Here is a 24,942-nt window from a genome sequence, read left to right on the forward strand (position 1 = left end):
CTAGTGGGGATTGACGCAATTACCGTCGTCAAGCGGGAAAACTTTTGAGATTTCGGAGTGCTGCCCATCGAATTTTTCACAGGTGGACGACGGTGTTTGCCTCTCACCTCCCCCGCTCGGTAGATGACTGGACAAAAATATTTCTAAAAACGTGACAGAAAACACCGATACCAGTATTGTCTAAATTTAGTAATTCACGTCACACTTCAAGGATTTTGAAGGGAACAATCACATGGCAGCTCAGGCCAACAATAACTCTCTGCGCCGCGCAGTCGTCGTCGGTGGTAACCGCATTCCGTTCGCTCGTTCTAACAAGGAATACGCTAACGAGTCGAACCAGGACATGCTGACCGCCGCAATCGACGGTCTCGTCGCTCGCTTCGGTATCGGCGGCGAGCGCCTCGGCGCAGTCTCCGCCGGCGCTGTACTGAAGCACTCCCGTGACTTTAACCTCACCCGTGAGTGTGTCCTCGGCTCCGCACTGGCGCCGGACACCCCGGCTTTCGACATTCAGATGGCATGTGCCACCGGCATGGAAGCCCTCAACTCTGTCTCCAACATGATCAAGCTGGGCCAGATTGACTCCGCCATCGCCGGCGGCGTGGACACCACCTCCGACGCTCCGATTGCTGTCAACGACCGTCTGCGCAAGATCCTGCTGGAGGCCAGCCGCCAGAAGTCCACTCTGGACATGGCAAAGGTCTTCCTGAAGGCTCGTCCGTCCGACCTGGCTCCAGACACTCCGTCGACCGGCGAGCCACGCACTGGCCTGTCCATGGGTGAGCACCAGGCAATCACCACCGCCAAGTGGGGCGTTACCCGCGCCGAGCAGGACGAGCTCGCCGCCGCTTCCCACCAGAACATGGCAAACGCTTACGACGAGGGCTTCTTCACTGACCTCGTCACCCCGTACAAGGGCGTTTCCCGCGACACCAACATGCGCCCGGACTCCACCCCGGAGAAGCTGGCCAAGCTCAAGCCAGTCTTCGGCCGCGGCCTGGAAGCAGAGCCGACCATGACCGCCGGTAACTCCACTCCGCTTACCGACGGCGCCTCCGCCGTCCTCGTCTCCACCCCGGAGTGGGCCGCTGAGCGCGGTCTGCCGGTGCTTGCCGACGTCGTCGATTCCGAGGCGGCCGCAGTTGACTTCGTCCACGGCGACGAGGGCCTGCTGATGGCTCCGGCTTACGCCACCCCGCGCCTGCTGGCCCGCAACGGCTGGACCTTCGACGACTTCGACTTCTTCGAGATCCACGAGGCCTTCGCCGGCACTGTCCTGTCCACCATGAAGGCATGGGAGGACGAGGAGTTCTGCCGCACCAAGCTCGGACTGGAAGGCCCGCTGGGCTCCATCCCGCGCGAGAAGCTCAACGTCAAGGGCTCTTCTCTGGCAGCCGGCCACCCATTCGCCGCTACCGGCGGCCGCATTGTGGCAGCCCTCGCCAAGATGCTGCGCCAGAAGGCAGACGAGACCGGCAAGACCACTCGCGGCCTGATCTCCGTTTGTGCTGCGGGCGGCCAGGGTGTTGTCGCAGTTCTCGAGGCTCGCGTCTAAAAGCGCACCACCGATAAAGACACTTTTACTTTCAAGGAGAATTTTCCATGACCGATAAGTACCAGGAACTCGTCAACGGTGGTCCGCTCACTGGACTGGCTAAGGCCGCTGGCCTGCCGCAGCCACCGTTCCTGCGCCGCCACAAGCCGGGCGGTCCGCTGCTGAACAACGACAAGGTGCTCGTCACCGGCGAGGGTGCAGATGCAGACGCAGTTGCAGCTCAGCTGGCTGAGTGGGGTCTGCAGGTCCGTCGTGGCAACGCCGCTGACGACAAGATTGGTGCCATTGTCCTCGTCGCCACTGAGGCCAAGCGTCCGGCAGAGCTGCAGGGCCCAGTGCTCGCTGCTGCAAAGCACATGCGCAAGCTGGACAAGGGTGGTCGCATCGTCACCGTCTCCCGCGCCAAGGATGCTCACCACAACGCAACCCCGGCCGAGATCGCTGAGAACGCTGTCGCCGGTGGTATCGAGGGCCTGATTCGCTCCCTCGGCCACGAGGTTCGTGGCGGCTCCACCGCCAACGGCATCCTCGTTGCTCCGGGGGTCTCGGTCACCGCGCCATCCGTGATTTCCTCCCTGCACTTCTTCCTCTCCGGCCGCTCGGCCTTCATCGACGGCCAGTTCCTCCGCGTCACCTCCGACGCGGGCGAGATCCCGTCCGACTGGGATAAGCCGCTGGCTGGCAAGGTTGCCGCTGTCACCGGTTCCGCCCGTGGTATCGGTGCCGCTATCGCTCGCCAGCTCAAGGCTGACGGCGCAGAGGTCATCGTCATCGACGTTCCACAGGCGGGCGAGGCTCTGTCCAAGGTTGCCAACGAGCTCGGTGGCCTGGCTCTGCAGCAGGACATCACTGCCGACGACGCCGGCAACGCCATTGCCGATGCCGCTGTGGCCCGCTACGGTCGCCTGGACATCGTCATCCACAACGCAGGCATCACCCGCGACAAGATGTTCGCCAACATGGACGACGCCAAGTGGGGCTCGGTCATCGCCGTCAACATCGAGTCTCAGCTGAAGATGAACGAGCAGCTGCTGAACCACAAGGCCTTCGAGAAGGCTCCGCGTATTGCCACCATGGCTTCCACCTCCGGTATCGCAGGTAACCGCGGCCAGACCAACTACGCCACCTCCAAGGCCGGCGTTATCGCAATGGTCGAGGCTTACGCTGAGGAGTTTGCTAAGCGCGGCGGCAACATCAACGCTGTTGCTCCGGGCTTCATCGAGACCGACATGACCGCTGCTATTCCGTTCGTCAACCGCCAGGTTGCTCGACGCGTGAACTCGCTGCAGCAGGGTGGCCAGCCGGGCGATGTCGCCCAGGCAATCGCCTTCCTGGTCTCCGACCGCGCTCTCGGCGTCAATGGTCACGTCCTGCGCGTCTGCGGTCAGAACATCGTCGGCGCCTAAGCGAAGTCGCGGCTTCCGCATAGGCTCCCGATAAGGAGGAAAGAGGAAAACTTATGGCTAAGACCCTGGATGCCATTCCCAATCTGGTTCCGCTCTACGCCAAGGCAGCTGCTGGTTCGGCGAAGAAACGCCCGAACTCCACCGAAATCAAGGTCGATGAACTAGTGGTCAAGGGCGTCACTGTCGATGCCGACCGTGACCAGGACTTCCGCGACGTCGTTGGCGCCCCGAAGTCTGAACAGGCTTTCTTCGGCCACATCCACGCCCTAATCATGCCCATCCAGATGGAGCTAATGGCTGCGGATGATTTCCCGCTGCCGATGATGGGCCTGGTCCACACCGAGAACACCTACCGCGAAATCTCGCCTGTCACACTCGGTGGCAAAGTTGATATCGCGGTGAAGGTTGCCGCATTCCGCGCTCACCGCTCGGGCACTGAGGTTGTTCTGGAGTCAACTGTTACATCGTCCACATCCGGCGCCACCTTGGTCGAGGAGCAGTCGGTGTATCTGGCCAAGGGCGTTCGCCTGAAGGATGCCGAGGGCTTCGAAGAGGTCCAGGCACAGCGTGAGGCCATCAAGTCCGGCGCCGAGACCATCAAACGCGAGCAGTTCAAGGTTCCCTTCCCCACCGCTCAGTGGAAGCTGGCTGGCAACACCGGCCGCAAGTGGGCCAAGGTTTCCGGTGACTGGAACCCGATTCACATCACCTCTGTCTCCGCGAAGGCTCTGGGCATGCCAGCAGCGATTGCACACGGCATGTACACCGCCTCCCGCGCGCTGGCTGAGGCACAGGTTCTGCCGGGTCAGTCGTACGAGTTCCAGATTTCCTTCGGTGCGCCGGTCGTTCTGCCGACCACCATCAATGTCGCACTCACCCACACCGGTGACGGTGCAGGTGCTGCTCACAACCTGACTGAGGGCAGCTCCAACATCGGCCGCGCAGTCAACATTGTCGCGTGGGATCGCAAGAAGAAGCGTCCGCACTTCACCGGAAGTGTTCGTCCGCTGAAGTAGTTGATGCGAAAGCGCTGTAGAAAACGCCGCGCTTTGGAAAACCAGTCTCCTCATCGACTGGGCCTTTCCAAAGCGCGGCGGTTTTGTTTCCCTGTTGTGCTTTTGCCCGGGGCACGACTGGAGCCCCCTCCGAGAGACACCACCTCCTCCCTCTCCCCCCGGCCGGCAACCCCGCCACTTTCCCGCCTTGAAGATCAGCTGCTGGGTTTTTCCGCCGTTAATGAAGAGTCGCGGCTTTACTTCGCAATTGCGTGACTAAGCACTTTTCAACCGCATGTAGGCAACGCCTTGTTGACACCCCATTCACTCCTCTATTTTATGTTCAATCCATTGAACATAGGAGGTAATCGAGTGTCTTCATCATCGAAGACGCCGCTGACTTTCACGGAACTCCCACCGGAGGAGTCACCCCGAATCGTGTACTTCTCCAGTGCTTCTGAAAACACTCACCGGTTCGTCCAAAAGCTGGCTCAACCAGCAGCACGCATCCCGTTACATCCGCGAAAAGACGGAATGATTCGCGTTTGCAGCCCATTTGTCCTGATCACACCGACTTATGGTGGCGGATGTCGGCGCCGCGCGGTACCTAAGCAAGTCATCGCTTTTCTCAACGACGAAACCAACAGGAGTTTCATCCGCGGTGTCATCACCTCGGGCAACACAAATTTCGGCACCGACTTTTGCATAGCCGGAGCCATCATTTCTGCAAAATGCCAGGTTCCGGAGCTATACCACTATGAGCTACTGGGGACAGACCACGATGTGGAGAACGTCAAAGAGGGCCTGGAAAAATTCTGGAGGAGCGCTACTTCTTGAACATCTACAGCTATTCAACTACGCCACCGTCTTTTCGAAAGGACCCAGCTGCCCGCCTTCGGCCAATCAACTGGAACCGAGTGCAAGATGACAAAGATCTCGAAGTGTGGAATCGCCTAACAGCAAATTTTTGGCTGCCCGAAAAAGTTCCGCTGTCCAATGACCTTGCAGACTGGCGACGTCTCACCGATCTAGAACGCGAGCTGACCATGAAGGTCTTCACCGGACTGACCATGCTCGACACAGTCCAGGCGTCTGTCGGGGAGATTTCCCAAATTCAAGATGCCCGCACCGAACATGAAGAGGCCGTCTACACGAATATCGCTTTCATGCAAGCAGTGCATGCAAAGTCTTATTCTTCAGTATTTTCTACGCTATCCAATACCCCTGACATCGACGCTGCCTACCAATGGGCAGTCGCCAATGACATCCTGCAGGCTCGGTCAAAAGCTGTGCTCAAACACTATTACGGCGACGTTCCACTCAAGCGAAAGGCGGCAGCAACGCTTCTTTCGTCCTTCTCGCTCTACGCCGGCTTCTACCTCCCGCTGCACTTCGCATCACGTGGCATCCTGACCAATACCGCCGACATGGTGCGCCTGATTCTGCGTGACAAAGCTGTTCACGGCTATTACTCCGGCTACAAATTCCAGCGAGGCGTAGAAACCTACGACACCGCCACGCAAACGCAGATGAAGGCTTTCGTCTTCGAACTTCTCGATGATCTATACCAGCTCGAACTGAGGTACTCCGAAGCCCTATACCAACCACTCGGGCTCTACGACGACGTTGCCAACTTCATTCGATACAACGCCAACAAAGCGCTCATGAACTTGGGATACCCGCAGCGGTTTAACCATGAAGAGACCGCCTTCAAGCCCGAAATTCTCGCCGCCCTCACCCCGGGGTCAGATGAAAACCACGACTTTTTCTCCGGTTCCGGCTCCGCATATGTCATCGGAAAAGCCGAAGACACCGCAGATGAAGACTGGGATTTCTAAATCCACGTCTTTCCCCATACATCCTAAGAAAGGAACATTCGCATGACTGCACAGATTTCTATCCTGGTAGGAAGCTTGCGTCGAGCCTCCTATGCACGAAAGATTGCACTCAAGGCAGCCACGTACTTCCCCGATGACTTCAAAGTCGACATCGTCGAGATTCGTGACCTCCCTCTCTACAACTTCGACTACGACGACCCCGCAGTGTCCGATATTGCGACTCCCGCGGAATACACCAGTTTCCGGGAAACCATTAAAGCCAGCGATGGCATCCTATTTGTCACCCCAGAAAACAACCGCACAATTCCTGCAGCTCTGAAGAATGCCGTTGACATCGGATCTAAGCCCAACGGTGATGTGGCATGGAAGAACCTGCCCGCGGGAATTATCAGCCACTCCGTCGGCCGTATGGGCGGTTATAGCTCTCAGAAGAACTTGCGACTCGCGCTGTCGTACTTCGACATGCCGATGCTCGGTCAGCCAGAGGTCTTCCTGGGACAATCGCCAACACTCATTGACGAACAAGGAGAATTCACGTCGTCAAGCACTGAGGACTTTGTTCGCGACTACATCAACAGATTTGCAGACCTAGTTCGCGAGCAGAGCCCACGCCACTAACTGAAATCCCCTAATCAGCGCAGCGTTACTGGGGATATCGCCGTATGAAGATTCTTCACTGACTAGGATCAAACGCTGCGTTCTCTGCGCGGTTAGGCGCTCGTCGTTAGGCTCATTTTCATGACTGTTTCTATCTCGGCCGTGATCGCGCTTAACGACGACCCCCGCGCCGCTGCGCGGTTTTACGCCGAAGGTTTTCACTCCAACATCAAGCCCAACTCCACCACGCTCACCATCGGCGGGATGGACTTTGAACTCATTGAGAACGGGAACCGCCGATTAACCCCCGCTGTGTCTTTTATGGTGCGATTTGCCCCTGGTCAGGAAAACCAGCTGCGCAGACTGTGGGAGCATCTGATGGCGGGTGATGAAACCATCAGCGGTGGTGCTACGCTCATGCCCCTGACCAGCTACGATTTCTCGCCGCTCTTTGGCTGGTTGGTCGACGGCAATGGGGTCAACTGGCAACTGATGATTGATTCCTTAACCAGCGGGGCTGCAAGCACGGACGCTGCCGCAAAGACAGCGAATCCCGCCGTTATTCCCTACTTCATGTGGACAGGCGACGAACCACAGGCTGCCGCCGCCACCGAGGTATACAACCGGCTTTTCGGGTCAGGGAATTTCATGACGCTCGACTCGCCGGGCATGCACAATTTCACCTTCGGCGACGGTGTGGCGATGCGCCTCTCCAGCGATTCGGCCGAAGAGGTCGAAAGCGCCTGCCAAGCGCTTGGCCTAACAGGCGCTGAGGTTGCCGAGGGCACGGAAGCCGTCGTCAAGCCTGACCGATTCGGCGTGTACTGGACGCTCTAGCGTTACTTACGGGTCAACGCGATTGCTGCGCCGACGACGGCTAACAGAACTGCACCAATAGAGAACCACATCATGTTGGAAGAGCCGTCATCCTCGTTTTCTTCGGTGCCCTTCGGATTCTGCTGGCTACTAGTCGGGGCCTCGCTACTTGGCGACTTGTGCGCGACCTGTTCAAAAGCTGGGCCCGGAATCTTCTCGCCGACCAACTCCGTGGTCAGCTGGTAAGTCACCGGGACGTTTTGAACACCCGCGACATCGTGGGATTGACCGGCACCCCAGCTGTTGTTGAAGAAGACAACGATGTACTGGTCGCCATCCAACCAGGCTCTTTCAGCCTCGTAATCGCCCGACTTTTCACTATCTTCGCCGATCCGATTGCGATAGTTAATCCGGGCCGAGTTACCAAATGTAGTCTCTTCACCGATCTGGTGTTCATTGGCCGGACGGTTTTCCTCGCTGCCGGCGAGCTGGCGTGCCGAGTTCAGCGTCTTGATATCCAGGCCGGAGATCTGTGCAAGCTTGTCCGCTTCTGGGGCGTCAATGAGTTTGACGGCGCCGCGGAGCTGCTGCCCATACTCGGACTTGATCTTGTACACGTGCGTCTCACCAGGAACAATGTCGGCCGTGACGCTGCTGATGTTGTCGGCAGTAAGTTCCGTGGCGTCATCGAACCACGAACCTGGGGTGACCTTCTTAGCCTGATCTGCTTCCGGTGTCGCGGGCGGAGGGTTCAAGCTCTCCTTGTCGGACGGGAACGCCTCCGGCACATCAATCAGGTTTTCGTTGGCGAAACGCTTGATGGTTACTTCTGCAGGAATGTCCTGGCCCTCGAAGGAGCCGCCTTTCCGAGCCACGGAGAACACCACATTGCCCGGCTTACAGTCCCCCTCAGCTCCCCCGGACTGCTTGGTTGTTATCGATGCGAAAAAGGGGCCATTGGAGTCGATGATGCCATTGCCGAAATCATTGGCCAGGAAGCAACTGCTGTCATCCAAATGCATAGTGAGCGCGAAGTTACGAACATCTAGGTCCATCAACGTCGCGCCTGACGACGCTCCCGGCACGGTAGCCGCACTAATTGCAAGCCGCTCTCCCTCAGCAACCGGGACGGAGAAGTACTCAGCACCGTCGCCTTCCTGATTACCGATGCTGCGCTCGGACTCAGGAGTCTTTTCCCGCAGCTTGGTCGAGAACGTTTCCACGTCGGCAGGCACCTTGGTAGCGCTCGTAGGAGCGTCGCCGCCCTGTATCTCTTGCGCGCTGGACTGCGCGGTGCGTGCGGTGCGGGTCGCCAGCGTCTTCATGGACTCAGCCAGCGAATCGGAGTCCTGGGCGTCCAGGTACTCACCGCCAGTGGCCTCAGCAATGCACTCCAGTTCAGCACGTGCACCTGCATCAACAAGGAAACCAACTGTGTTGATGACCAGGTCAATGCCCTGCTGCTTGAGTTCCTTGGCTACCTCGCACACCGGTGGCGGAGCACAGGTGTCCTCACCATCGGAGACCAACACAATCGAACGTTGCCCTTCTTTCGGCAACTCATCGGCAGCCTGACGCAGCGCAGGCCCCATCGGGGTGTGGCCGGAGGCTTGGACCTTTCCTACTTCAGCAGGAATCTTCGCCGAGTTACCCGCCTGCACGGGCAGCAGCGTGGTGATGTCCTGACAGCCAGCTTCCCGCTCCTCCGGCGAATTGCCAACTTCCGTGCCGTAGACCATGAACCCAATTTCGGAGTCCTCTGACACCGATCCCGCGAACTTACTCGTGGCAGTCTTCGCTGCCTCCATTCGGGTCTGGCCGCCCGCGTCGTCGGCAAGCATTGACCCTGAAGCATCCAGGATCACCATGGTTGGCGAGATAGTACTCGCGGCCTCTTGCGCCTGTGCACGCCCTGTTGTGATTCCCGCAAAAGAGCCTACGAGCACCAGCAGCATGGAGATGGTGAGCACGACCGCTGAGAGTTGTCTTCTTCTGATCATGTGGTCGGTTCCTTTTCTTCAAGCGTAAATCTTCAAGCGTAAAAAGAACGTTACATGACAAAAGTATGTCTGATTCTCAAGATAATGACTGGGCAGACCCCAAAAATTACGGGCGCCAAATATGATTACGGGCTGCAAATGTGAAACTGTATGAGTTTATGACACTTTCAGGCAATTTTTCAGGCCATTTTTGTCATAAACGCAGTCAGTAACTTGCATCGCCCTGCCGCCGCTGACATAAACGCAGTCAGTAACTCGCATTGGGATAAGTAGCAAAAGATGCCCACCGGTCGACCCGCCGAACGGGCATACTTTTTGTCTATTAACCAGCTCCCCCTAGCGGGACTCCAACCACGCCACAATGTCGGAGTAGACCTCTTCCTTATTCAACTCGTTGAGAATCTCATGGCGACCATCCGGATAGACCTTAAAGCGCACGTCCTTCTTGCCCGCGTTCAGGTATTTGCCCACGACCTCAGTCACACAGGCAGCGCCACCCGCCGGATCAACGGCACCGGAAACCACGAAAAGCGGCAGCTCATCAGGCGCTTTCTCATAGGCTTCAGGCGAGTTCGCGTAGTGCGTGCCGACGAGAAGGTCGCGGAAAAAGGCATTGGTGGGAACGAAACCACACTTGTCGTCCGCAATATAAGCATCAACAACCTTGTGGTCGCGGGTGAGCCAATCAAACTTAGTGCGGCGCTCAAAGCCCTTGTTGTAATCAGCAAAGGTGAGAGTGTTGAGCAGCTTGCCCGGCGCGGTAGGACGAATCTTAGCCAGCAGGTTTGCCACCTTCATTCCCGCGTCGCCCTTAGCCCCTGGCCACGACACAGTACCCATGATAATGACGCCGGTGAGCCCTTCGCCGTACTTGGCGATGTAGTTACGAGTCAGAAGCGACCCCATGGAGTGGCCGAGAATATAGTGCTTGCTGCCTGGGAATTCAGCATCAACATACTGGCGCACCGCGTGGAGGTCTTCGAGAATCAAGTTCCAGCCACCGTAGTCAGCGAAGTAGCCCGGGATGCCAGCATCTGTCTTGGTCATACCGTGGCCGCGATGGTCGTGCGCGACGACGGCATAGCCCTGGGATACGAGGTACTCGGCGAACTTGGCGTAGCGGTTGGCGTACTCGACCATGCCGTGGACAATCTGCACCACTCCCTTAGGAGTAACGGGCGCGCCCTTGTCATTTTCTGGAACCCAGCGCAGCACATTCAATGTGGCACCTGGGCGAGAAAGCGAAGTCCTAACAGCCGATGTCACGTCGGGCACCTTTCGCGTAGAGGTTTCGATACTTACCGCTCATCGTACCGAGGAAGTTGGCTGCTCACTGGTGGTTTCGCCAACAAACAAAGAAAAACTCTGCCACCAACGTGACAGAGTTTTTCAAGGGACCTTACGTCTTTACGTTTTTGCGTTTACGCGTTTCGCGCGTGACGCTCGCGAAGCTACAGAATCTCGCCCGGCTTGTAGGCCGCGGCCTCTGGGTACTTGTCCACGACAGCCTGCACACGTGCAACTACGCGGTCAACCTGGGATTCCGCGGCACCGATGAACGCGTGGCGGTTCGCCAGAGCGTCGACAAGCCCTGCGGCATCCAGCGGGAAACGCTCATCTGCAGCGAGACGTTCAGTGAGATTCTGCTCAGCGCCCTTTTCGCGCATATCCAGTGCGGTGGCGACGGCGTGCTCCTTGATGATCTCGTGGGCTTCCTCGCGGCCCATACCAGCGCGAACGGCTGCCATGAGAATCTTGGTGGAAGCCAGGAACGGCAGGTAGCGCTCCAGCTCACGGTCAATCATGGCCGGGAATGCACCGAACTCGGACAGGACGGTGAGGAAGGTTTCGAACATACCGTCCATGGCGAAGAAGGCATCCGGCAGTGCAACGCGGCGGACCACAGAGCAGGAAACGTCGCCCTCGTTCCACTGAGTACCGGCGTACTCGGAGAGCATGGTCATGTAACCACGCAGAATGACCTGGAAACCGTGGACGCGCTCACAGGAGCGGGCGTTCATCTTGTGCGGCATGGCGGAAGAGCCGACCTGGCCTTCCTTGAATCCCTCGGTGACGGTCTCATTACCGGCCATCAGGCGGATGGTGGTGGCCAGCGATGCCGGGCCTGCACCCAGCTCGACCAGTGCGGACAGAGCGTCGAAGTCGAGGGTGCGCGGGTAAACCTGACCAACGGAGTCAAAGACGCGGTCGAAGCCGAGGCCTTCAGCGATTTCGTTTTCCAGGGAGGCCAGTGCGGACTCGTCACCGTCAAGCAGATCCAGCATGTCCTGGGCGGTACCCATCGGGCCCTTGATGCCGCGCAGTGGGTAGCGGGAAATCAGGTCTTCTACGCGCTCGATGCCCAGCAGCATCTCGTCCGCAGCGGAGGCGAAGCGCTTACCCAGGGTCGTTGCCTGTGCGGCGACGTTGTGGGAGCGACCTGCCATGACCAGCGACTGGTACTCGGAGGCCTTTTCCGCAGTGCGGGCGGCAACGGCAACGGCCTTGTCGCGCACGACCTTCAGCGACTGCAGAACCTGCAGCTGTTCAACGTTTTCAGTCAGGTCACGCGAGGTCATGCCCTTGTGAATGTGCTCGGTGCCAGCCAGGTCGCAGAACTCTTCAATGCGAGCCTTCACATCGTGGCGAGTAATACGCTCACGGGCGGCAATGGAGTCGAGGTCAACCTGGTCGATGACCTTCTCATACGCCTCGATAGTGCCCTCCGGCACCTCAATTCCGCGGGCGACCTGAGCCTTCAGAACGGCAATCCAGAGCTTGCGCTCGAGGATGATCTTGTACTCAGGGCTCCACAACTCAGCCAGAGTCGCAGAGGCGTATCGGTTAGCAAGGACGTTTGCGATCTTCTTTTTCTCAGCCACGCCCTCAAGTATTCCATGACCACAGCATCCGCGGTTATCTAGGCCATGGATGACCACGCATTTCTTCCACGCCCTCGTTGAATTTGCGCATCAATCGCACGAACTCCGCGAGCTCCGAGTCCTCCCAGTCATGCGTAATGTCATCGACGGTATTCTTACGCGCCTCAATCTCCCGATGCAGCAGCTCTAGCCCCTTGTCGGTCGCGCTATGCACCTTCGCGCTTGACGACGGCGCGGGCCTCTTCGCGATATACCCCTGCCGCATGGCGGCGGCCAGCTGGCGGTGCACCGTAGAAATGTCCAGCCCCAGCGCATCGGAGAGCTCGGCGACTGTCATATCCGGCTGCGCTTCCAGCCTAGCCAGCAGTGCTGCGGCGGAGCGATCCAGCAGGATGTCCTTGCGATGTGGACGGTAGCCGCTGGAGCTCACTCGGGATAGCAGCATGTTCTCGTAAACGAGCGCGGCCAGGTCGTCGTTTCGCACGGTGGCAGTCAATCCTCTTGTCGCCTTTATGTCGGCCCTTTTATGGGCCTGCGGGATGTATCTGTTTGTTGAACAGCCCCTATTCTAGCGCGCCACGGATGGGGTTAAGGCCGAAAAAGCGCATTTGCATCATACAAACCAATTGTTATAATTCGAGCCCTAACTGCATTTTTGCATGATACAAATACCGGAAAGCAGTTTTGCCACAGTACTAATTCCACGATCGTTTTCAAACGAGAAAAGAGACCGTATCTTCAGCATGACAACGCATACCACCACACAGAACAGGCACAAACAGGACGAGCAGGACGAGCAGGACGAGCAGCACGGGCAAGACAAGCTCTTCTCTCCCGCGTTCATCATCAGCTGGCTGATTAACTTCAGCATGTACCTGGTGTTCTACCTTTCAATCACAGTCATGGCGCTCTACGCCGTCCAGCGCTTCTCCGCCTCCGATGCCGCCGGTGGTTTCGCCGCCAGTTCTTTCGTGGTCGGTGCCACCATCGCTCGCCTCTTTTCCGGCTACTTGGTGGACACCTTCGGTGGTCGCAGAATCATGCTTGGCTCGCTCGCTGTCATCGTGGCAGCCTGTGCCGCCTACATGTGGGCCGCATCCCTGCCGGTCCTGATTGCGATCCGCATCATCCACGGCCTGACCTACGCATTCGCTTCCACCGCCGTGATGGCCGCCGCCCAAACCGCTATTCCGGCTTCGCGCCGCGCCGAGGGAACTGGCTACATCTCGCTCGGCACCACCCTGGCTACAGCGATTGGCCCAGCTCTCGGCCTGGCCCTTATTGGTTCGGTCGGCTACAGCGTCCTCTTTGCCACAGCCCTCGGCCTGTCCATTGTCGGACTGGTGCTGGCGCTCTTTCTGCCACAACACAACGAGCCCACCACTGCGGCAACCAAGGACGAGGCCACCGAGGATTCGTCGGCAAGCGAGACGAAGCGCACGTTTTCCTTCGATGACATCATGACGCCGAGAGTGGTGCCAATCGGCCTGTTCATGCTGCTCATCGGCCTGGCGTATGCGGGCGTGATTACATTTCTGAACCGATACTCGCAGCTGAGCGGCCTGGCTAGAGGCGCCAGCTTCTTCTTCATCGCCTATGCGGTGGCGATGATGGCGGCGCGTTTCTCACTGGGACGCCTACAAGATCGCCGCGGCGACAACCCCGTCATCGCCATCGGCCTGGTGTGCTTCACCATCTCACTGCTTGTCCTGGCTTTCGCTAGCGCTGACTGGCACGTTATCGCCGCCGGTGCGCTCTGCGGCCTGGGCTACGGCACGCTGATGCCGGCCTGCCAGACCATCTCTGTGCACCTGGCCCCGGCACACAAGTTGGGCACGGGCATCTCGACGCTGCTCTTGCTTGTCGACGCAGGCATCGGCCTCGGCCCAATCGTGCTTGGTTCGGTAGCCGCCACTATGGGATTCGACAAGATGTACGCAGGCCTGGCGGTCGTGGTGGTTCTCGCGGCCGTCTTCTACTGGTTCGTGCATGGCCGCAAGCCTGTTGCGAGGCGCCATCGCGTGGATCTTTAGAACTAATTGGTGTGCAGTCACTTTTCACAGGTGAATATCGCACAAGGAACACCGATAGCAGTGATGTGTCGTGAGTCACCTATACTTTTTCACATGACTGAATCATCCACACCACAGAGCATGATTTCGATTGCCGGGGTGAATAAGCACTACGGCGATTACCACGCTTTGCGCGACATCAATCTGGAAATCCCAGCTGGTCAGGTCGTAGTTGTCCTCGGCCCCTCCGGCTCTGGTAAGTCCACACTGTGCCGAACCATCAACCGCCTCGAGACCATAGACAGCGGCGAGATCCGCATCAACGGCAAACTTCTCCCAGAAGAGGGTAAGGAACTCACCCGTCTGCGTGCTGAGGTCGGCATGGTCTTCCAGCAGTTCAACCTCTTCAGCCACATGACCATTCGCGACAATGTCACGTTGGCCCCACTGAAGGTCCGCAAGATCTCAAAAGCCGAGGCCCGCGAGCGTGCGGACAAGCTGCTCGCCCGTGTCGGCATTGCGGAACAGGCTGACAAGTACCCGGCACAACTCTCCGGCGGTCAGCAGCAGCGCGTCGCCATCGCACGCGCCCTGGCCATGGACCCGAAGGTCATGCTTTTCGACGAGCCCACCTCCGCGCTCGACCCGGAAATGATCAACGAGGTCCTCGATGTCATGACCGACCTGGCCAAGGGCGGCATGACCATGGTCTGTGTCACCCACGAGATGAGCTTCGCTCGCCGCGTGGCCGACCGCATCCTCTTCATGGCCGACGGTGCGATTGTCGAAGACACCGACCCGGAGACCTTCTTCACCAACCCGCAGAGCGATCGCGCCAAGGACTTCTTGGCCAAGATCGTCGGACACTAGGCGGGGCTGGTCACCATGAAGCTTTCACTATTACGAGGAGGCCGGGGACGCAGTCGCAACCAGGGCCGCCGAGGTGTCGTCGGCAAGCGAGTTGCGGCGGCTGTCGTAGCTGTTGCCACGACGATGAGCCTCGCGGCCTGCGGTAGCGGCGGACCCCGAAACCTGCTGGCCGATATCGAAGCCGGGCACGTGACGCTGGGTACGAAGTTTGACCAGCCGGGCCTCGGTGAGCGCACTCCGGACCGTGAGTTCGCGGGCGTCGACAACGATGTTTCCCGCTACGTCATTGAGTACATCGCCAACAAGAACGGTTGGGATGTGCCCGAGATGGAGTGGCGCGAGACCCCGTCCGCTCAGCGCGAGACGCTGATTAACAACGGCGAGGTCAACATGATCGCCGCCACCTACTCCATCAACGCTGGCCGCCTGGCTGCCGTCGACTTCGCCGGCCCGTACCTGGTCACGCACCAGGCACTGTTGGTGCGCGGTTCCGAGGGCATCCAGGGGCTTGACGACGTCGCCCCGGGCACTCGCCTGTGTTCTGTATCCGGCTCCACCCCAGCGCAGAAAGTCAAGGACGCTCTACCGGAGGTGCAGCTGCAGGAGTTCGATACCTACGCCGCGTGCGCGGAAGGTGTGAAGCAGGGTGTCGTCGATGCCCTGACCACCGATGCGACCATTCTCGCGGGCTTCGCCCAGCGCTACAAGGAGCGCTTCGGCGACGACTTCCGCGTGGTCGAGCTGCGCAACCCCGATGGTTCCTACTGGACCAATGAGTACTACGGCATCGGCCTGCCCAAGGGTGATGATGCCAGCCGTGAGGCCATCAATGAGGCGCTGGAGTCGCTGTACGACACCGGTGAGCTTCAGAAGATCCTGAAGAAGCATTTGGGCGACAAGTTCGAGCTCGACGACAAGCCGGCAATCGGCGATCTGTCGTTCGTAGAGAAGAAGTAGGAAGGGGTGCGAGCAAACAATGAATCCAGAACTATGGAGTGAAATGGGGCCGGAACTGCTTCCGGCTTTCTGGGTAACCATCAAACTGACGATTGCTTCGGCAATTGGTTCCCTGATTTTTGGCACGCTTCTCACCGCTATGCGCGTGAGCCCCGTGGGAATCCTGCGTACCCTGTCGACCTGGTACATCAACATTGTCCGCAATACCCCGCTGACGTTGATTGTGCTGCTGGCCTCGATGGGTCTCTACTACAACTTGGGGCTGCTGCTGGCTGCGGAGAATGACTCCTTCATTGTCAAGCAGAACTTCCGTCTCGCGGTGTTGGCCTTCGTTGCCTACACCTCGTGCTTCGTTGCGGAGTCCCTGCGCGCCGGTATTAATACTGTGCCGTTCGGGCAGGCCGAAGCCGCCCGCTCCCTGGGGCTTAGCTTCGGCCAAAGCTTCCGCTACATCATCTTCCCGCAGGCGTTCCGTGGCGCTATCGTGCCACTCGGCAACACCCTGATCGCGCTGACCAAGAACACCACGATTGCCTCGGTAATCGGTGTGGCTGAAGCGTCGCTGCTGATGAAGACCATGACCGAAAACTACGCCAGCGATATCCTGATTATCTTCGGCATCATCGCTGTCGGCTTTATTATTCTGACTCTGCCGACCGGCCTGTTCTTCGGCTGGGCTGGCAAGCGATGGGCGGTGAAGCGCTAATGGCTACTCGCGCAACAGTTCTTTACGACGCGCCGGGCCCCAAGGCTCAGCGCTTCAACCGAACCCTCACCTGGATCGTGGCCGCAATCACCGTTGCGATCCTCGCCTGGGTCGGAATGAAACTGGCCGACAAGGGCCAGTTCGAGGCGAATAAGTGGTCGTTCTTCCTAGAATCCACAACCTGGACCACGTACATTCTGCCCGGTCTGGTCAGCACCATTGTCGCGGCTGTCGTCTCTATTGTGTTGGCACTGGTTATTGGTGCTCTCCTGGGCGTCGGTAGGTTGAGCCCGGTCGCTCCGGTGCGCTGGCTGTGCTCGGTGATTGTCGAGTTCTTCCGCGCCATTCCGGTGCTGGTGCTCATGCTGTTTGCCTACTCGGTGTTCGCGCTTTGGCAGCTGTTTCCGTCGAACTACCTCGGCTTTGCCGCCGTTGTGTTTGGCCTGACCATGTACAACGGATCCGTCATTGGCGAGACGCTGCGCTCCGGCATCGAATCGCTGCCGAAGGGCCAGCGTGAGGCCGCGATTGCGCTGGGTCTCTCCCACCGCCAGACGATGGTCACTATTTTGCTGCCGCAGGCAGTCGCCGCCATGTTGCCGGCGATTATCTCGCAGATGGTTATTGCGCTGAAGGACTCCGCGCTGGGTTACATGATTGGCTACGTCGAGGTTGTCCGCTCTGGCCGCCAGCTTGGCGAGTACTACGGCGCCATGATTCCATCGCTGGTCGTCGTGGCGATCATTCTCATTGCCATCAACTTCGGTCTTGCCAACCTTGCCGAGCGTATCGAAAGCCAGCTCCGCGCCGGCCGCGCCCGCCGCAACATCATTGCGAAGGTTCCGCAGCAGCCTGATGTCGGTGTCACCACCAAGGACCAGGCCAACGTGGACTGGCACGATGAGGACTACAAGGACCTCCGAGGCACCTACGAGTAAAGCTAATCACGGCTTACTGCCGCACTCGCTTTACGACGAACACAGCGACGCCGCCCATGGAAACTACTTTTGGTTTCCGCTGGGCGGCGTTTTTGTTTGGCTACGGCCTCTGCCTTCGCTCTTATCGATGCACTACTCACTGATGGCCACGCTACAGCGCAACGATAGGTGAATAGCGTGGCCACAAGTGCCGAGCACTACTGCGACCGTGCTCTCCTACGACTCAGACTTCGTCCCCGACTCCTCTGGGCTCTCTGATTCCGACTTTTCGCCAGACTCAAACTCACCCTCAACGACCACATCGGACTGAATAACCAGACGTCCCTCTTCATCGTGGGTGTACTCAAAGCGCGGCAGCTCATTGCCCTCTTCGTCGTAGCCCGGCGCGGGTGCGGCTTCGTGCTTCTCCAACTTCTCCGGAGTATCGGTCTTCTCCCACTGGCGGGTAACCGGCTTGCGCACTGCCATGTGGTCATCACTCATGCCTTTGACCAAGGAGTACATCATCACAAAGTGGAGGAAGAAGAACGGTACACCGATAACAATCACGGCAGACTGCAGCGCTTCCAGTGCGGTTTCACCAGAAATCAGCAGCAGAGAAGCTGCCACAGCACCAATCATGACGCCCCACAGCACGCGGTAGAAGGTCGGAGCCTTGTTTTCCTCACCGGTGGACATCATGTCCATCACCATCGAAGCGGAGTCAATGGAGGTGACGAAGAAGATCATAATCACAAAGAGCGCAAACACACTGACAAGGGTTGCCAGTGGGTACTGCTCCAGCAGGATAAATAGAGCCGGCGAGGGATCCCCTCCTTCGACGACTGGTTCCGTCAGAATGCCCGGCTGCTCATTTTCCAGTTCGAAGCCAGCGCGGCCGAAGATAGAGAACCACATGATTGACACGATTGTCGGCAGTGCAATCACACCGGCAATGAACTGACGCACAGTACGGCCGCGGGAAATACGGGCGACGAACATGCCCACAAATGGCGACCAGCAGATTGTCCAGGCCCAGTAGAAGACCGTCCAGGCGCCCTGTTTCCAATTCGGGTTGACGTCGTAGGAGTCAGTCCAGAACATGATGCGAGGCAGCGCATCCAAGTAGACACCCGCCGTATCGACGGTCTGGCGCAGCAGCGTCAATGTCGGGCCCATGAGCAGCACGAAGACCATCAATGCCATGGCGGCCCAAATGTTCGCATTGGACAACACCTTAATACCTTTGTCCAGACCGCGGGCCACGGAAATCGAGGCAATCACAATAATGATGGCAATCAGAATGAGCTGCACCATCGAGCTTTCCGGGGTACCGATTACACGTGCAGCACCGGAGTTAATCTGCAGCGCACCCATGCCCACCGATACCGCGATACCGACGACGGTACCGATGATGGCGACGGCGTCGATAAGCTTGCCCGGCCATGAGTAGATGCGGGTACCGAGCAGCGGCGCGAAGATGGAGGAGACGCGCGGCGGCAGGTGACGCTTGTAAATGAAGTACCCCAGCGCGAGCCCCGGCAGCGCCATGATGACCCACATGTGAATACCCAGGTGGTAGATGGTAAATGCCATCGCAGTGTTCTGAGCTTCGCGGCTCATCGGCTCTTGACCGAACGGCGGGTTGTAAGCGTGGTTGAGCGGTTCAGCCACGCCCCAGAACATCAGCATGGAGCCAGTACCACCGGCGAAGAGCATGCCGAACCACTCGGCGATGGTGTATTCGGGCTCTTCGTCATCATCGCCAAGCTGGATGCGTCCGTAGCGGGACACAAACAAGCCGATGAGGAAGATAAAGCTTGCCGAGACACCACCGATGAACAGCCAGCCCATGTTAGACGTAACCCAATCGGAAGCGGCCGAGTAGGCATCCCGAGCGGTATCCCCCAGCGCTATGGTCACTGCCACAAAGAGGACAATGAAACCCATCGCCGTCGTGAAGATCAACGGGTCGGTCGGCAGGTTCTTAAGAAAACCGCCCGACTTCTTTTCTTGCGTTTTTACTTGTGGCGTTTGTGTAGATCCCATTATCGGGGTCAGCGCCTTTCACTTCTAGATTGTTTGTCTCAGAAAAGACAGCTCGGAAGACACATTCCTCCCAAGTCGGTTATCTACGTTACAAAAGGAAGCCCAGTCATTCTCAATAACTAAGCCTTTGTTCTGTAATTGCGACTTTTTCCTTCGAGTTCACGCTGGTTTAACTGAACGTCAAAGTGGAAAACCTATCGTTCGACTCCATGCAGCTTTCCCGTCGCAGCGCTCTACGTTTAGGCGCATCCACCGCACTTGCCACTTCAGTCACGCTCGCTCATGCCTCTAGAGCTGCGGCTTCAGCTACACCGGGTTCGCCGTCACTGGCCTCCCCAGGGTTACTGCGTTCTCGGCCACAGCTCACCCACGGCGTTGCAAGTGGCGATATCCGCGGCGACGGCGCATTAATTTGGGCTCGCTCAGACCGCCCCGCCCACATGGTGGTTGAAACTGCTGCAACTGAGAGCTTCCAGAATGCCAAGGTATTCCGCAGTAACTCTCTGTTAACTCCAGACACTGACGGCACCGGACGTCTACGTGTCGTCGGTCTCGAACCGGGGCAGGAAATCTTCTATCGCGTCACGCTCGAAGAGGCAGATACTGGAATCTGCTCTGATCCCGTTATCGGCACCTTCCGTACTGCCCCCAACCGCGCATCCAACATCCGCCTGCACTGGTCCGGCGATGTCGCAGGACAGGGTTGGGGAATTAACGACGAGATCGGTGGCTACACCGGCTTTTCCACCATGCTGGAGCGCAATCCAGACCTATTCATTCACTCAGGCGACACCTGCTACGCCGACGGTCCGCTGGAGGAATCCGTCACGCTTTCCGACGGCACTGTGTGGCACAACCATGTCACTCCGGCCAAATCCAAAGTTGCTGAAACCCTCGAGGATTATCGCGGCCAGTACTCCTACAACCTCATGGACAAGAACTACTTGGCCTTCAATGCGCAGGTTCCGCAGCTGGTCCAGTGGGATGACCACGAAACAGTCAACAACTGGTACCCCAACGAAGTCCTAGACGATGATCGCTATACCGAGCGCGATGTCAACACCCTGGCCAAGCGCGCCTACCAGGCTTTCCATGAGTGGCAGCCACTTGATCAGCAAATGGCTGTTGATGGGCGCGTATACCGCAAGGTTTCCTACGGCCCTTTGCTAGACATCTTCATCCTGGATATGCGCAGCTACAAGGGAGAAAACACTTCCAATAATCCGCGCTCGACAACCGAAGAACCAATCCTTGGCGAAAAGCAGACAAACTGGTTAATCGACTCCCTCAAGGACTCCCGCGCGACGTGGAAGATTATTGCCAATGACCTACCGCTTGGAATCATTGTCCCCGACGGCGACGATGGTGACCAAGAAAGCGTATCCAATGGTGCCGCCGGTACGCCTGCAGGCCGTGAGCGTGAAATCGCTCGCCTGCTCAGCGCCATTAAAGATGTTTCAAATGTCGTTTGGCTCACCGCCGATGTGCACTACACCGCGGCTCACCACTACAGCCCCGAGCGCGCACAGTTCACTGACTTCGCGCCCTTCTGGGAATTCGTCTCCGGTCCTCTCCACGCGGGCGCTTTCGGCCCCAACGAAATGGATCCGACCTTCGGGCCGAAGGTGGAATACGTCCACGCTCCGGGTAAGGACAACGCCAACGCCGACCCCACGCAGGATTTCCAACACTTCGGTGAAGTCGACATTGACGGCGACTCGCGTGAGATGACTGTCCGTTTGCTCACCACCCGTGGCACCGAGTTGTGGTCGACGACACTGAAGCCACAGGCGTAAGCACACTGTTCAACTGGGCATGGCGGTAGCTGCTAATTAGTGCGTTCCACCACGCTTTACGACGGTCTCCTGCCCCGCAGCCTGCCAGGCCACAATACCTCCGTCCAAGTTGATGAGCTCCGGCGTGGCACCATCAGTCTCGACCTCACCAGCCAGCAGCTCAATTGCCTGCTGCGAACGGGCACCCGAGTGGCAGTGAATGACAACTCGTGGGGAGTTCGGCTGGAGGTTCCGCTCAGCCCACGCTTCGCGAATCGCAGCCCACCTACGGCTGCGAATTTCGCCGAGCGGTACAAGCACCGATCCGGCAATGGCGGCCTCTGCATACTCTTCGGGCTCGCGTACATCGATAAGAGGCACGCCCTCGGCGAGAAGCTCACGCACTGCATGAGGACCAACGCTGCGCACATTCTGCTCCGCGCCGTCTTCATTTTCCGACCACGATGCTGCGCACACCTGCGCAATTTCGGTCAGGTCGGAAACGGGTTCGCGCTCCGGGTCGGTTGCAAAGGACAGTGTGCGGGTGGTTGCCTCCAAAGCGTCGATAAGCACGAGCTTGCCGACGGCGGCCTTGCCGACACCGGTGAGCACCTTGATTGCTTCGACGACCATCATGGAACCAATCTGACCGACCATTGCGCCGAGAACCCCACCTGCGGCGCACGACGGCACGGAGCCGGGGTCGGGGATGTCGGGGTAGAGATCGCGAAGCATGGGACCGCAGCCCGGCCAGAACACAGACAGTTGCCCTGCAAACTGCAGGATTGTGGCCCAGACCAGCGGGGTTCCGGTCAGCTCCGCAGCATCGGAAGACAGATAGCGGGTGGCGAAATTGTCCGCGCCGTCGAGCACTACATCGTGAGTGGCGAAGAGCTCCTCAGCATTGTCGACGCTTAACCTGCCGACGATTGCGGTCACCGATGCCTCGGAGTCAAGGCGCCGCACGGCATCCGCGGCAGATTCGGCCTTCGGGCGACCAATGTCGGACTCACGGTGAATGACCTGGCGCTGAAGATTGGACTCGTCGACCACGTCATCGTCAATGATGGTGATGTGCCCGACCCCTGCCCCGGCCAGGTACAACAGCGCAGGCGATCCCAAGCCACCAGCTCCGATGACGAGGACGCGGGAGGCTCGCAAAGTTCGCTGCCCCTCGGCACCAAAGCCCGGAAGTGTTAGGTGCCGGGCGTACCGGCGCAGGTCGCGGTCCGAAAGATTGACCCCCTGCTCAGCCATTACAGAGAATCCTGCTCGCGTGCGCCGCTGACGCGCTCAGTGATGATGCCCTCAAACGACGAGCTCGCCTGGGCTAGTCGACGCCGTGGAATGCGGCCGGACTCGCGAGCAGTCAGTCCTGCCTCAACGCCGAAGCGCATCGCCGTGGCCATGCCCACCGGATCATGTGCACGGGTCACTGCGGATGCCAACAGCACTGCATCGCAGCCAAGCTCCATCGCCTGAGCTGCCTCAGACGCGGTACCGATGCCCGCATCCAGGATGATGGGCACATTCGCGCGGTCAACAATCAGCTCGATGTTGTGTGGGTTGAGAATTCCCAGGCCAGTGCCAATCGGAGAGCCCGCCGGCATGACCGCCGCACAGCCCAGATCCTCCAGGCGCTTGGCCAGCGCCGGATCGTCATTGGTGTAAGCGAAAACCACGAAGTCGTCAGCCACCAGCTGCTCCGCAGCGGCGACCAGCTCGACCGGGTCCGGCAGCAGAGTGTCCTCGTCGGCGATGACCTCGAGCTTCAGCAGGTTGGTCTCCAGCGCCTCGCGGGCCAACTGCGCAGTCAACACCGCGTCACGAGCGGTATAGCACCCCGCGGTATTCGGCAGCGCCGCGATATTGTTGCGCTGCAGAATCTCAAAAACGTTCTGCTTCGTGCCGGGCGTAAAGCGGCGCATCGCCACCGTAGTCAGCTCGGTGCCCGAAGCCACCAGCGCGCGCTCCAGCGTATCCATACTGGTCGCACCGCCAGTTCCCATAATCAGACGGGAGTTCAATTCCAGCCCACCAATGCGCAGCGGTTCCTGTGTAAGTTCGCGCGTCAGTTCGCTCGCCGCCCCGGTTTCGTTTGCTTGTGCGGACATATTTTCCTGTGCGGACTTCTCAGTCATCTCTAGCCTCCCTGAACTGCTGTCACGATGTCGATTGCACCTGCCACGGGCGTGGTCGCCCACTTGGCACGCGGAATCACCGCACCATCCACGGCTACTGCAATCCCCAGGCGGGTACCGTTCGCGGCGGTGCCGTCGTCGTTAAGCGCGTGCCCCGTGTGCTTTGCGACGAGATCTGCGACCATCTCCCCCGCAGCCGGTGTGTAGCCTTCGCCATTGAGTGTTGTGGTGGACATAAGCGAGCCTCCTCTAGTCGCTGAAGCGGAATGGATCGACGGCGGAAAGAAGCGCTGGGTCGTTATCATTTTCTCGACCTGCGACGACATCGGCCGTGAGCTTGGAACCGATGGCCGTAAGCAGAATGCCGTGACGGAAGTAGCCGGTGGACACGGTCAGTCCTGGAGCCACGCGGCCAATCATGGGGACATCGTCCGGGGAACCCGGCCGGGCGCGGGCGGTCATCTCGTAGATTTCGCAGTCGAGAATGCCGGGCACCAGGCGGTATGCGTCGCGGAGTAGCTGGTGGACTCCTTCGGCGGAGACACCGGTCAGGTCATCTTCACGCGAGGTTGCGCCGAGCACGACGGTGCCGTCGGCACGCGGGACGATATAAACCGGACGCCCCTGAACCACACCGCGAATAGTGCGGGTGACCAGCGGCTGCAAGCGCTCCGGCACCCGCAGACGCAGCACATCCCCATAGACCGGGCGCAGCGGCAGATTCAGATTCTCCGGCAGACCGGCCATATCGGCGGTGTTCAGCCCCGCAGCCAAAACGACCTCATCGGCGAGGTAGTCATTTCCGTCCGTACCGCGCAGCCCAATGGCTTGGCGGGGGTCGGCATCGGAAGCGTAGATAACCTCTTCCACGCGAGTGCGGATGACGCGGTCTCCTAGAATGGTCAGCAACGCCTCTGCGAGCAGACGCGGATTGACCTGGTGATCTCCCGGAATATCCACCGCACCAACACAGCCCGGCCCCAGTGCCGGTTCTGCCCGGCGCGCCTCGGTGGCGGTGATGCGGTTGATCTCCATGCCCATGTCATGCTGCAGCTCAACGAGCTCGCTGAGTGTCTGCCGGTCGGCAGCATCGCCCGCACAAACAAACGTGGAATTCTCGATGTAGCCGACATCGTGGCCCGATTCCTCGGCGATAGCCAGGGCAAAGTCGCGGTAGAGCTTGCCCGATTCCACCATCAGCGGATACAGCGTCGGCTGATCCCACACGACTTCGGCAACCGGCGCCAGCATGCCAGCCGCGGCGAAGGTTGCGCCGGAAACGGGCTCGGCATCGAGGACGGTCACATCGAATCCCTGGCGGAGTAGTCTCCATGCCGTCGCCAAGCCGATAATGCCCGCGCCTGCGATAACAACGCTTGACGACGTATCCCCTGTGCCGCCCTCACTTGTCGAGGCGGCACCCATA

At 59.0% G+C, this 24,942-nt stretch carries 22 protein-coding genes; 13 read left to right on the plus strand and 9 right to left on the minus strand.

All coding sequences use genetic code 11. The annotated features are described in order from the left end of the window. The first annotated feature begins 232 nt into the window (after positions 1 to 232). The 7 genes from HMPREF2751_RS07635 (at position 233) to HMPREF2751_RS07665 (ending at position 7,228) form a co-directional block, all read left to right on the plus strand. The gene (locus HMPREF2751_RS07635; protein ID WP_016421400.1) at positions 233 to 1,555 is read left to right on the plus strand and encodes an acetyl-CoA C-acetyltransferase; all 1,323 of its coding nucleotides are present in this window, start codon (positions 233 to 235) and stop codon (positions 1,553 to 1,555) included. A 47-nt stretch (positions 1,556 to 1,602) separates the two neighbouring features. Next, positions 1,603 to 2,961, plus strand: a complete 1,359-nt coding sequence (locus HMPREF2751_RS07640) for a 3-oxoacyl-ACP reductase (RefSeq protein ID WP_049173074.1) — start codon at positions 1,603 to 1,605, stop codon at positions 2,959 to 2,961. A 53-nt stretch (positions 2,962 to 3,014) separates the two neighbouring features. Next, positions 3,015 to 3,977, plus strand: a complete 963-nt coding sequence (locus HMPREF2751_RS07645) for a MaoC/PaaZ C-terminal domain-containing protein (protein WP_016421402.1) — start codon at positions 3,015 to 3,017, stop codon at positions 3,975 to 3,977. Between the two features lie 351 nt (positions 3,978 to 4,328). Next, positions 4,329 to 4,793, plus strand: a complete 465-nt coding sequence (nrdI, locus tag HMPREF2751_RS07650) for a class Ib ribonucleoside-diphosphate reductase assembly flavoprotein NrdI (protein WP_080971522.1) — start codon at positions 4,329 to 4,331, stop codon at positions 4,791 to 4,793. Continuing rightward, a complete protein-coding gene (gene nrdF, locus HMPREF2751_RS07655) occupies positions 4,790 to 5,794 on the plus strand; it encodes a class 1b ribonucleoside-diphosphate reductase subunit beta (RefSeq protein WP_080971523.1) in 1,005 nt (334 codons plus the stop codon). The genes nrdI and nrdF overlap by 4 nt, the downstream gene beginning before the upstream one ends. Before the next feature lie 42 nt (positions 5,795 to 5,836). Continuing rightward, positions 5,837 to 6,412, plus strand: a complete 576-nt coding sequence (locus HMPREF2751_RS07660; protein ID WP_016421405.1) for an NADPH-dependent FMN reductase — start codon at positions 5,837 to 5,839, stop codon at positions 6,410 to 6,412. A gap of 120 nt (positions 6,413 to 6,532) precedes the next feature. Beyond that, positions 6,533 to 7,228 (plus strand): VOC family protein, encoded by a 696-nt coding sequence (locus HMPREF2751_RS07665; protein ID WP_049173075.1) that lies wholly within the window; start codon positions 6,533 to 6,535, stop codon positions 7,226 to 7,228. 2 nt (positions 7,229 to 7,230) lie between these two features. Here the strand turns inward: HMPREF2751_RS07665 and HMPREF2751_RS07670 are convergent, their stop codons facing one another. The 4 genes from HMPREF2751_RS07670 to HMPREF2751_RS07685 all read right to left on the minus strand — a co-directional run bounded on the left by HMPREF2751_RS07670 (position 7,231) and on the right by HMPREF2751_RS07685 (position 12,573). Beyond that, positions 7,231 to 9,207: a vWA domain-containing protein gene (locus HMPREF2751_RS07670; protein WP_016421407.1), complete on the minus strand. Its 1,977-nt coding sequence runs from the start codon at positions 9,205 to 9,207 to the stop codon at positions 7,231 to 7,233. A gap of 336 nt (positions 9,208 to 9,543) precedes the next feature. Then, on the minus strand, positions 9,544 to 10,473 hold the full coding sequence (locus HMPREF2751_RS07675; RefSeq protein WP_070549872.1) for an alpha/beta hydrolase: 930 nt from the start codon (positions 10,471 to 10,473) through the stop codon (positions 9,544 to 9,546). A 185-nt stretch (positions 10,474 to 10,658) separates the two neighbouring features. Further along, positions 10,659 to 12,089: an adenylosuccinate lyase gene (gene purB, locus HMPREF2751_RS07680; protein WP_070595801.1), complete on the minus strand. Its 1,431-nt coding sequence runs from the start codon at positions 12,087 to 12,089 to the stop codon at positions 10,659 to 10,661. A 34-nt stretch (positions 12,090 to 12,123) separates the two neighbouring features. After that, positions 12,124 to 12,573: a MarR family winged helix-turn-helix transcriptional regulator gene (locus tag HMPREF2751_RS07685; RefSeq protein ID WP_070595808.1), complete on the minus strand. Its 450-nt coding sequence runs from the start codon at positions 12,571 to 12,573 to the stop codon at positions 12,124 to 12,126. Positions 12,574 to 12,832: 259 nt separating this feature from the next. Between HMPREF2751_RS07685 and HMPREF2751_RS07690 the strand changes: the two genes are divergently transcribed. The 5 genes from HMPREF2751_RS07690 to HMPREF2751_RS07710 all read left to right on the plus strand — a co-directional run bounded on the left by HMPREF2751_RS07690 (position 12,833) and on the right by HMPREF2751_RS07710 (position 17,572). Further along, entirely contained in the window at positions 12,833 to 14,122 is a 1,290-nt protein-coding gene (locus HMPREF2751_RS07690; RefSeq protein ID WP_070595802.1) for an MFS transporter, read from the plus strand. A gap of 120 nt (positions 14,123 to 14,242) precedes the next feature. Continuing rightward, a complete protein-coding gene (locus HMPREF2751_RS07695; RefSeq protein ID WP_069359127.1) occupies positions 14,243 to 14,971 on the plus strand; it encodes an amino acid ABC transporter ATP-binding protein in 729 nt (242 codons plus the stop codon). A gap of 15 nt (positions 14,972 to 14,986) precedes the next feature. Next, positions 14,987 to 15,928: a glutamate ABC transporter substrate-binding protein gene (locus tag HMPREF2751_RS07700; RefSeq protein WP_016421414.1), complete on the plus strand. Its 942-nt coding sequence runs from the start codon at positions 14,987 to 14,989 to the stop codon at positions 15,926 to 15,928. Between the two features lie 19 nt (positions 15,929 to 15,947). After that, positions 15,948 to 16,634, plus strand: a complete 687-nt coding sequence (locus HMPREF2751_RS07705; protein ID WP_048733083.1) for an amino acid ABC transporter permease — start codon at positions 15,948 to 15,950, stop codon at positions 16,632 to 16,634. After that, on the plus strand, positions 16,634 to 17,572 hold the full coding sequence (locus HMPREF2751_RS07710) for an amino acid ABC transporter permease (RefSeq protein ID WP_069359136.1): 939 nt from the start codon (positions 16,634 to 16,636) through the stop codon (positions 17,570 to 17,572). The genes HMPREF2751_RS07705 and HMPREF2751_RS07710 overlap by 1 nt, the downstream gene beginning before the upstream one ends. A gap of 216 nt (positions 17,573 to 17,788) precedes the next feature. Here HMPREF2751_RS07710 and HMPREF2751_RS07715 read toward each other — a convergent pair whose 3' ends face one another. Then, positions 17,789 to 19,600 carry a BCCT family transporter gene (locus tag HMPREF2751_RS07715; RefSeq protein WP_070595803.1) on the minus strand — a complete coding sequence of 604 codons (1,812 nt, stop codon included), beginning with the start codon at positions 19,598 to 19,600 and terminating at the stop codon, positions 17,789 to 17,791. Positions 19,601 to 19,809: 209 nt separating this feature from the next. Between HMPREF2751_RS07715 and HMPREF2751_RS07720 the strand changes: the two genes are divergently transcribed. Further along, entirely contained in the window at positions 19,810 to 21,396 is a 1,587-nt protein-coding gene (locus HMPREF2751_RS07720; protein ID WP_070595804.1) for an alkaline phosphatase D family protein, read from the plus strand. A 36-nt stretch (positions 21,397 to 21,432) separates the two neighbouring features. Here HMPREF2751_RS07720 and HMPREF2751_RS07725 read toward each other — a convergent pair whose 3' ends face one another. The 4 genes from HMPREF2751_RS07725 to thiO are packed head-to-tail and all read right to left on the minus strand — an operon-like array spanning position 21,433 to position 24,941. Continuing rightward, positions 21,433 to 22,632, minus strand: coding sequence for a ThiF family adenylyltransferase (locus tag HMPREF2751_RS07725; protein WP_049172156.1), 1,200 nt, complete (start codon positions 22,630 to 22,632; stop codon positions 21,433 to 21,435). Next, on the minus strand, positions 22,632 to 23,516 hold the full coding sequence (locus tag HMPREF2751_RS07730; RefSeq protein WP_206540532.1) for a thiazole synthase: 885 nt from the start codon (positions 23,514 to 23,516) through the stop codon (positions 22,632 to 22,634). The genes HMPREF2751_RS07725 and HMPREF2751_RS07730 overlap by 1 nt, the downstream gene beginning before the upstream one ends. A 2-nt stretch (positions 23,517 to 23,518) precedes the next feature. After that, complete coding sequence (thiS, locus tag HMPREF2751_RS07735) at positions 23,519 to 23,752, minus strand: sulfur carrier protein ThiS (protein ID WP_049189685.1); 234 nt, start codon at positions 23,750 to 23,752, stop codon at positions 23,519 to 23,521. A gap of 13 nt (positions 23,753 to 23,765) precedes the next feature. After that, entirely contained in the window at positions 23,766 to 24,941 is a 1,176-nt protein-coding gene (gene thiO, locus HMPREF2751_RS07740) for a glycine oxidase ThiO (protein ID WP_065421710.1), read from the minus strand. Between the last annotated feature and the right edge of the window lies 1 nt (position 24,942).

Source organism: Corynebacterium sp. HMSC063G05, assembly GCF_001810555.1.
GTDB classification, from domain to species: domain Bacteria; phylum Actinomycetota; class Actinomycetes; order Mycobacteriales; family Mycobacteriaceae; genus Corynebacterium; species Corynebacterium jeikeium_D.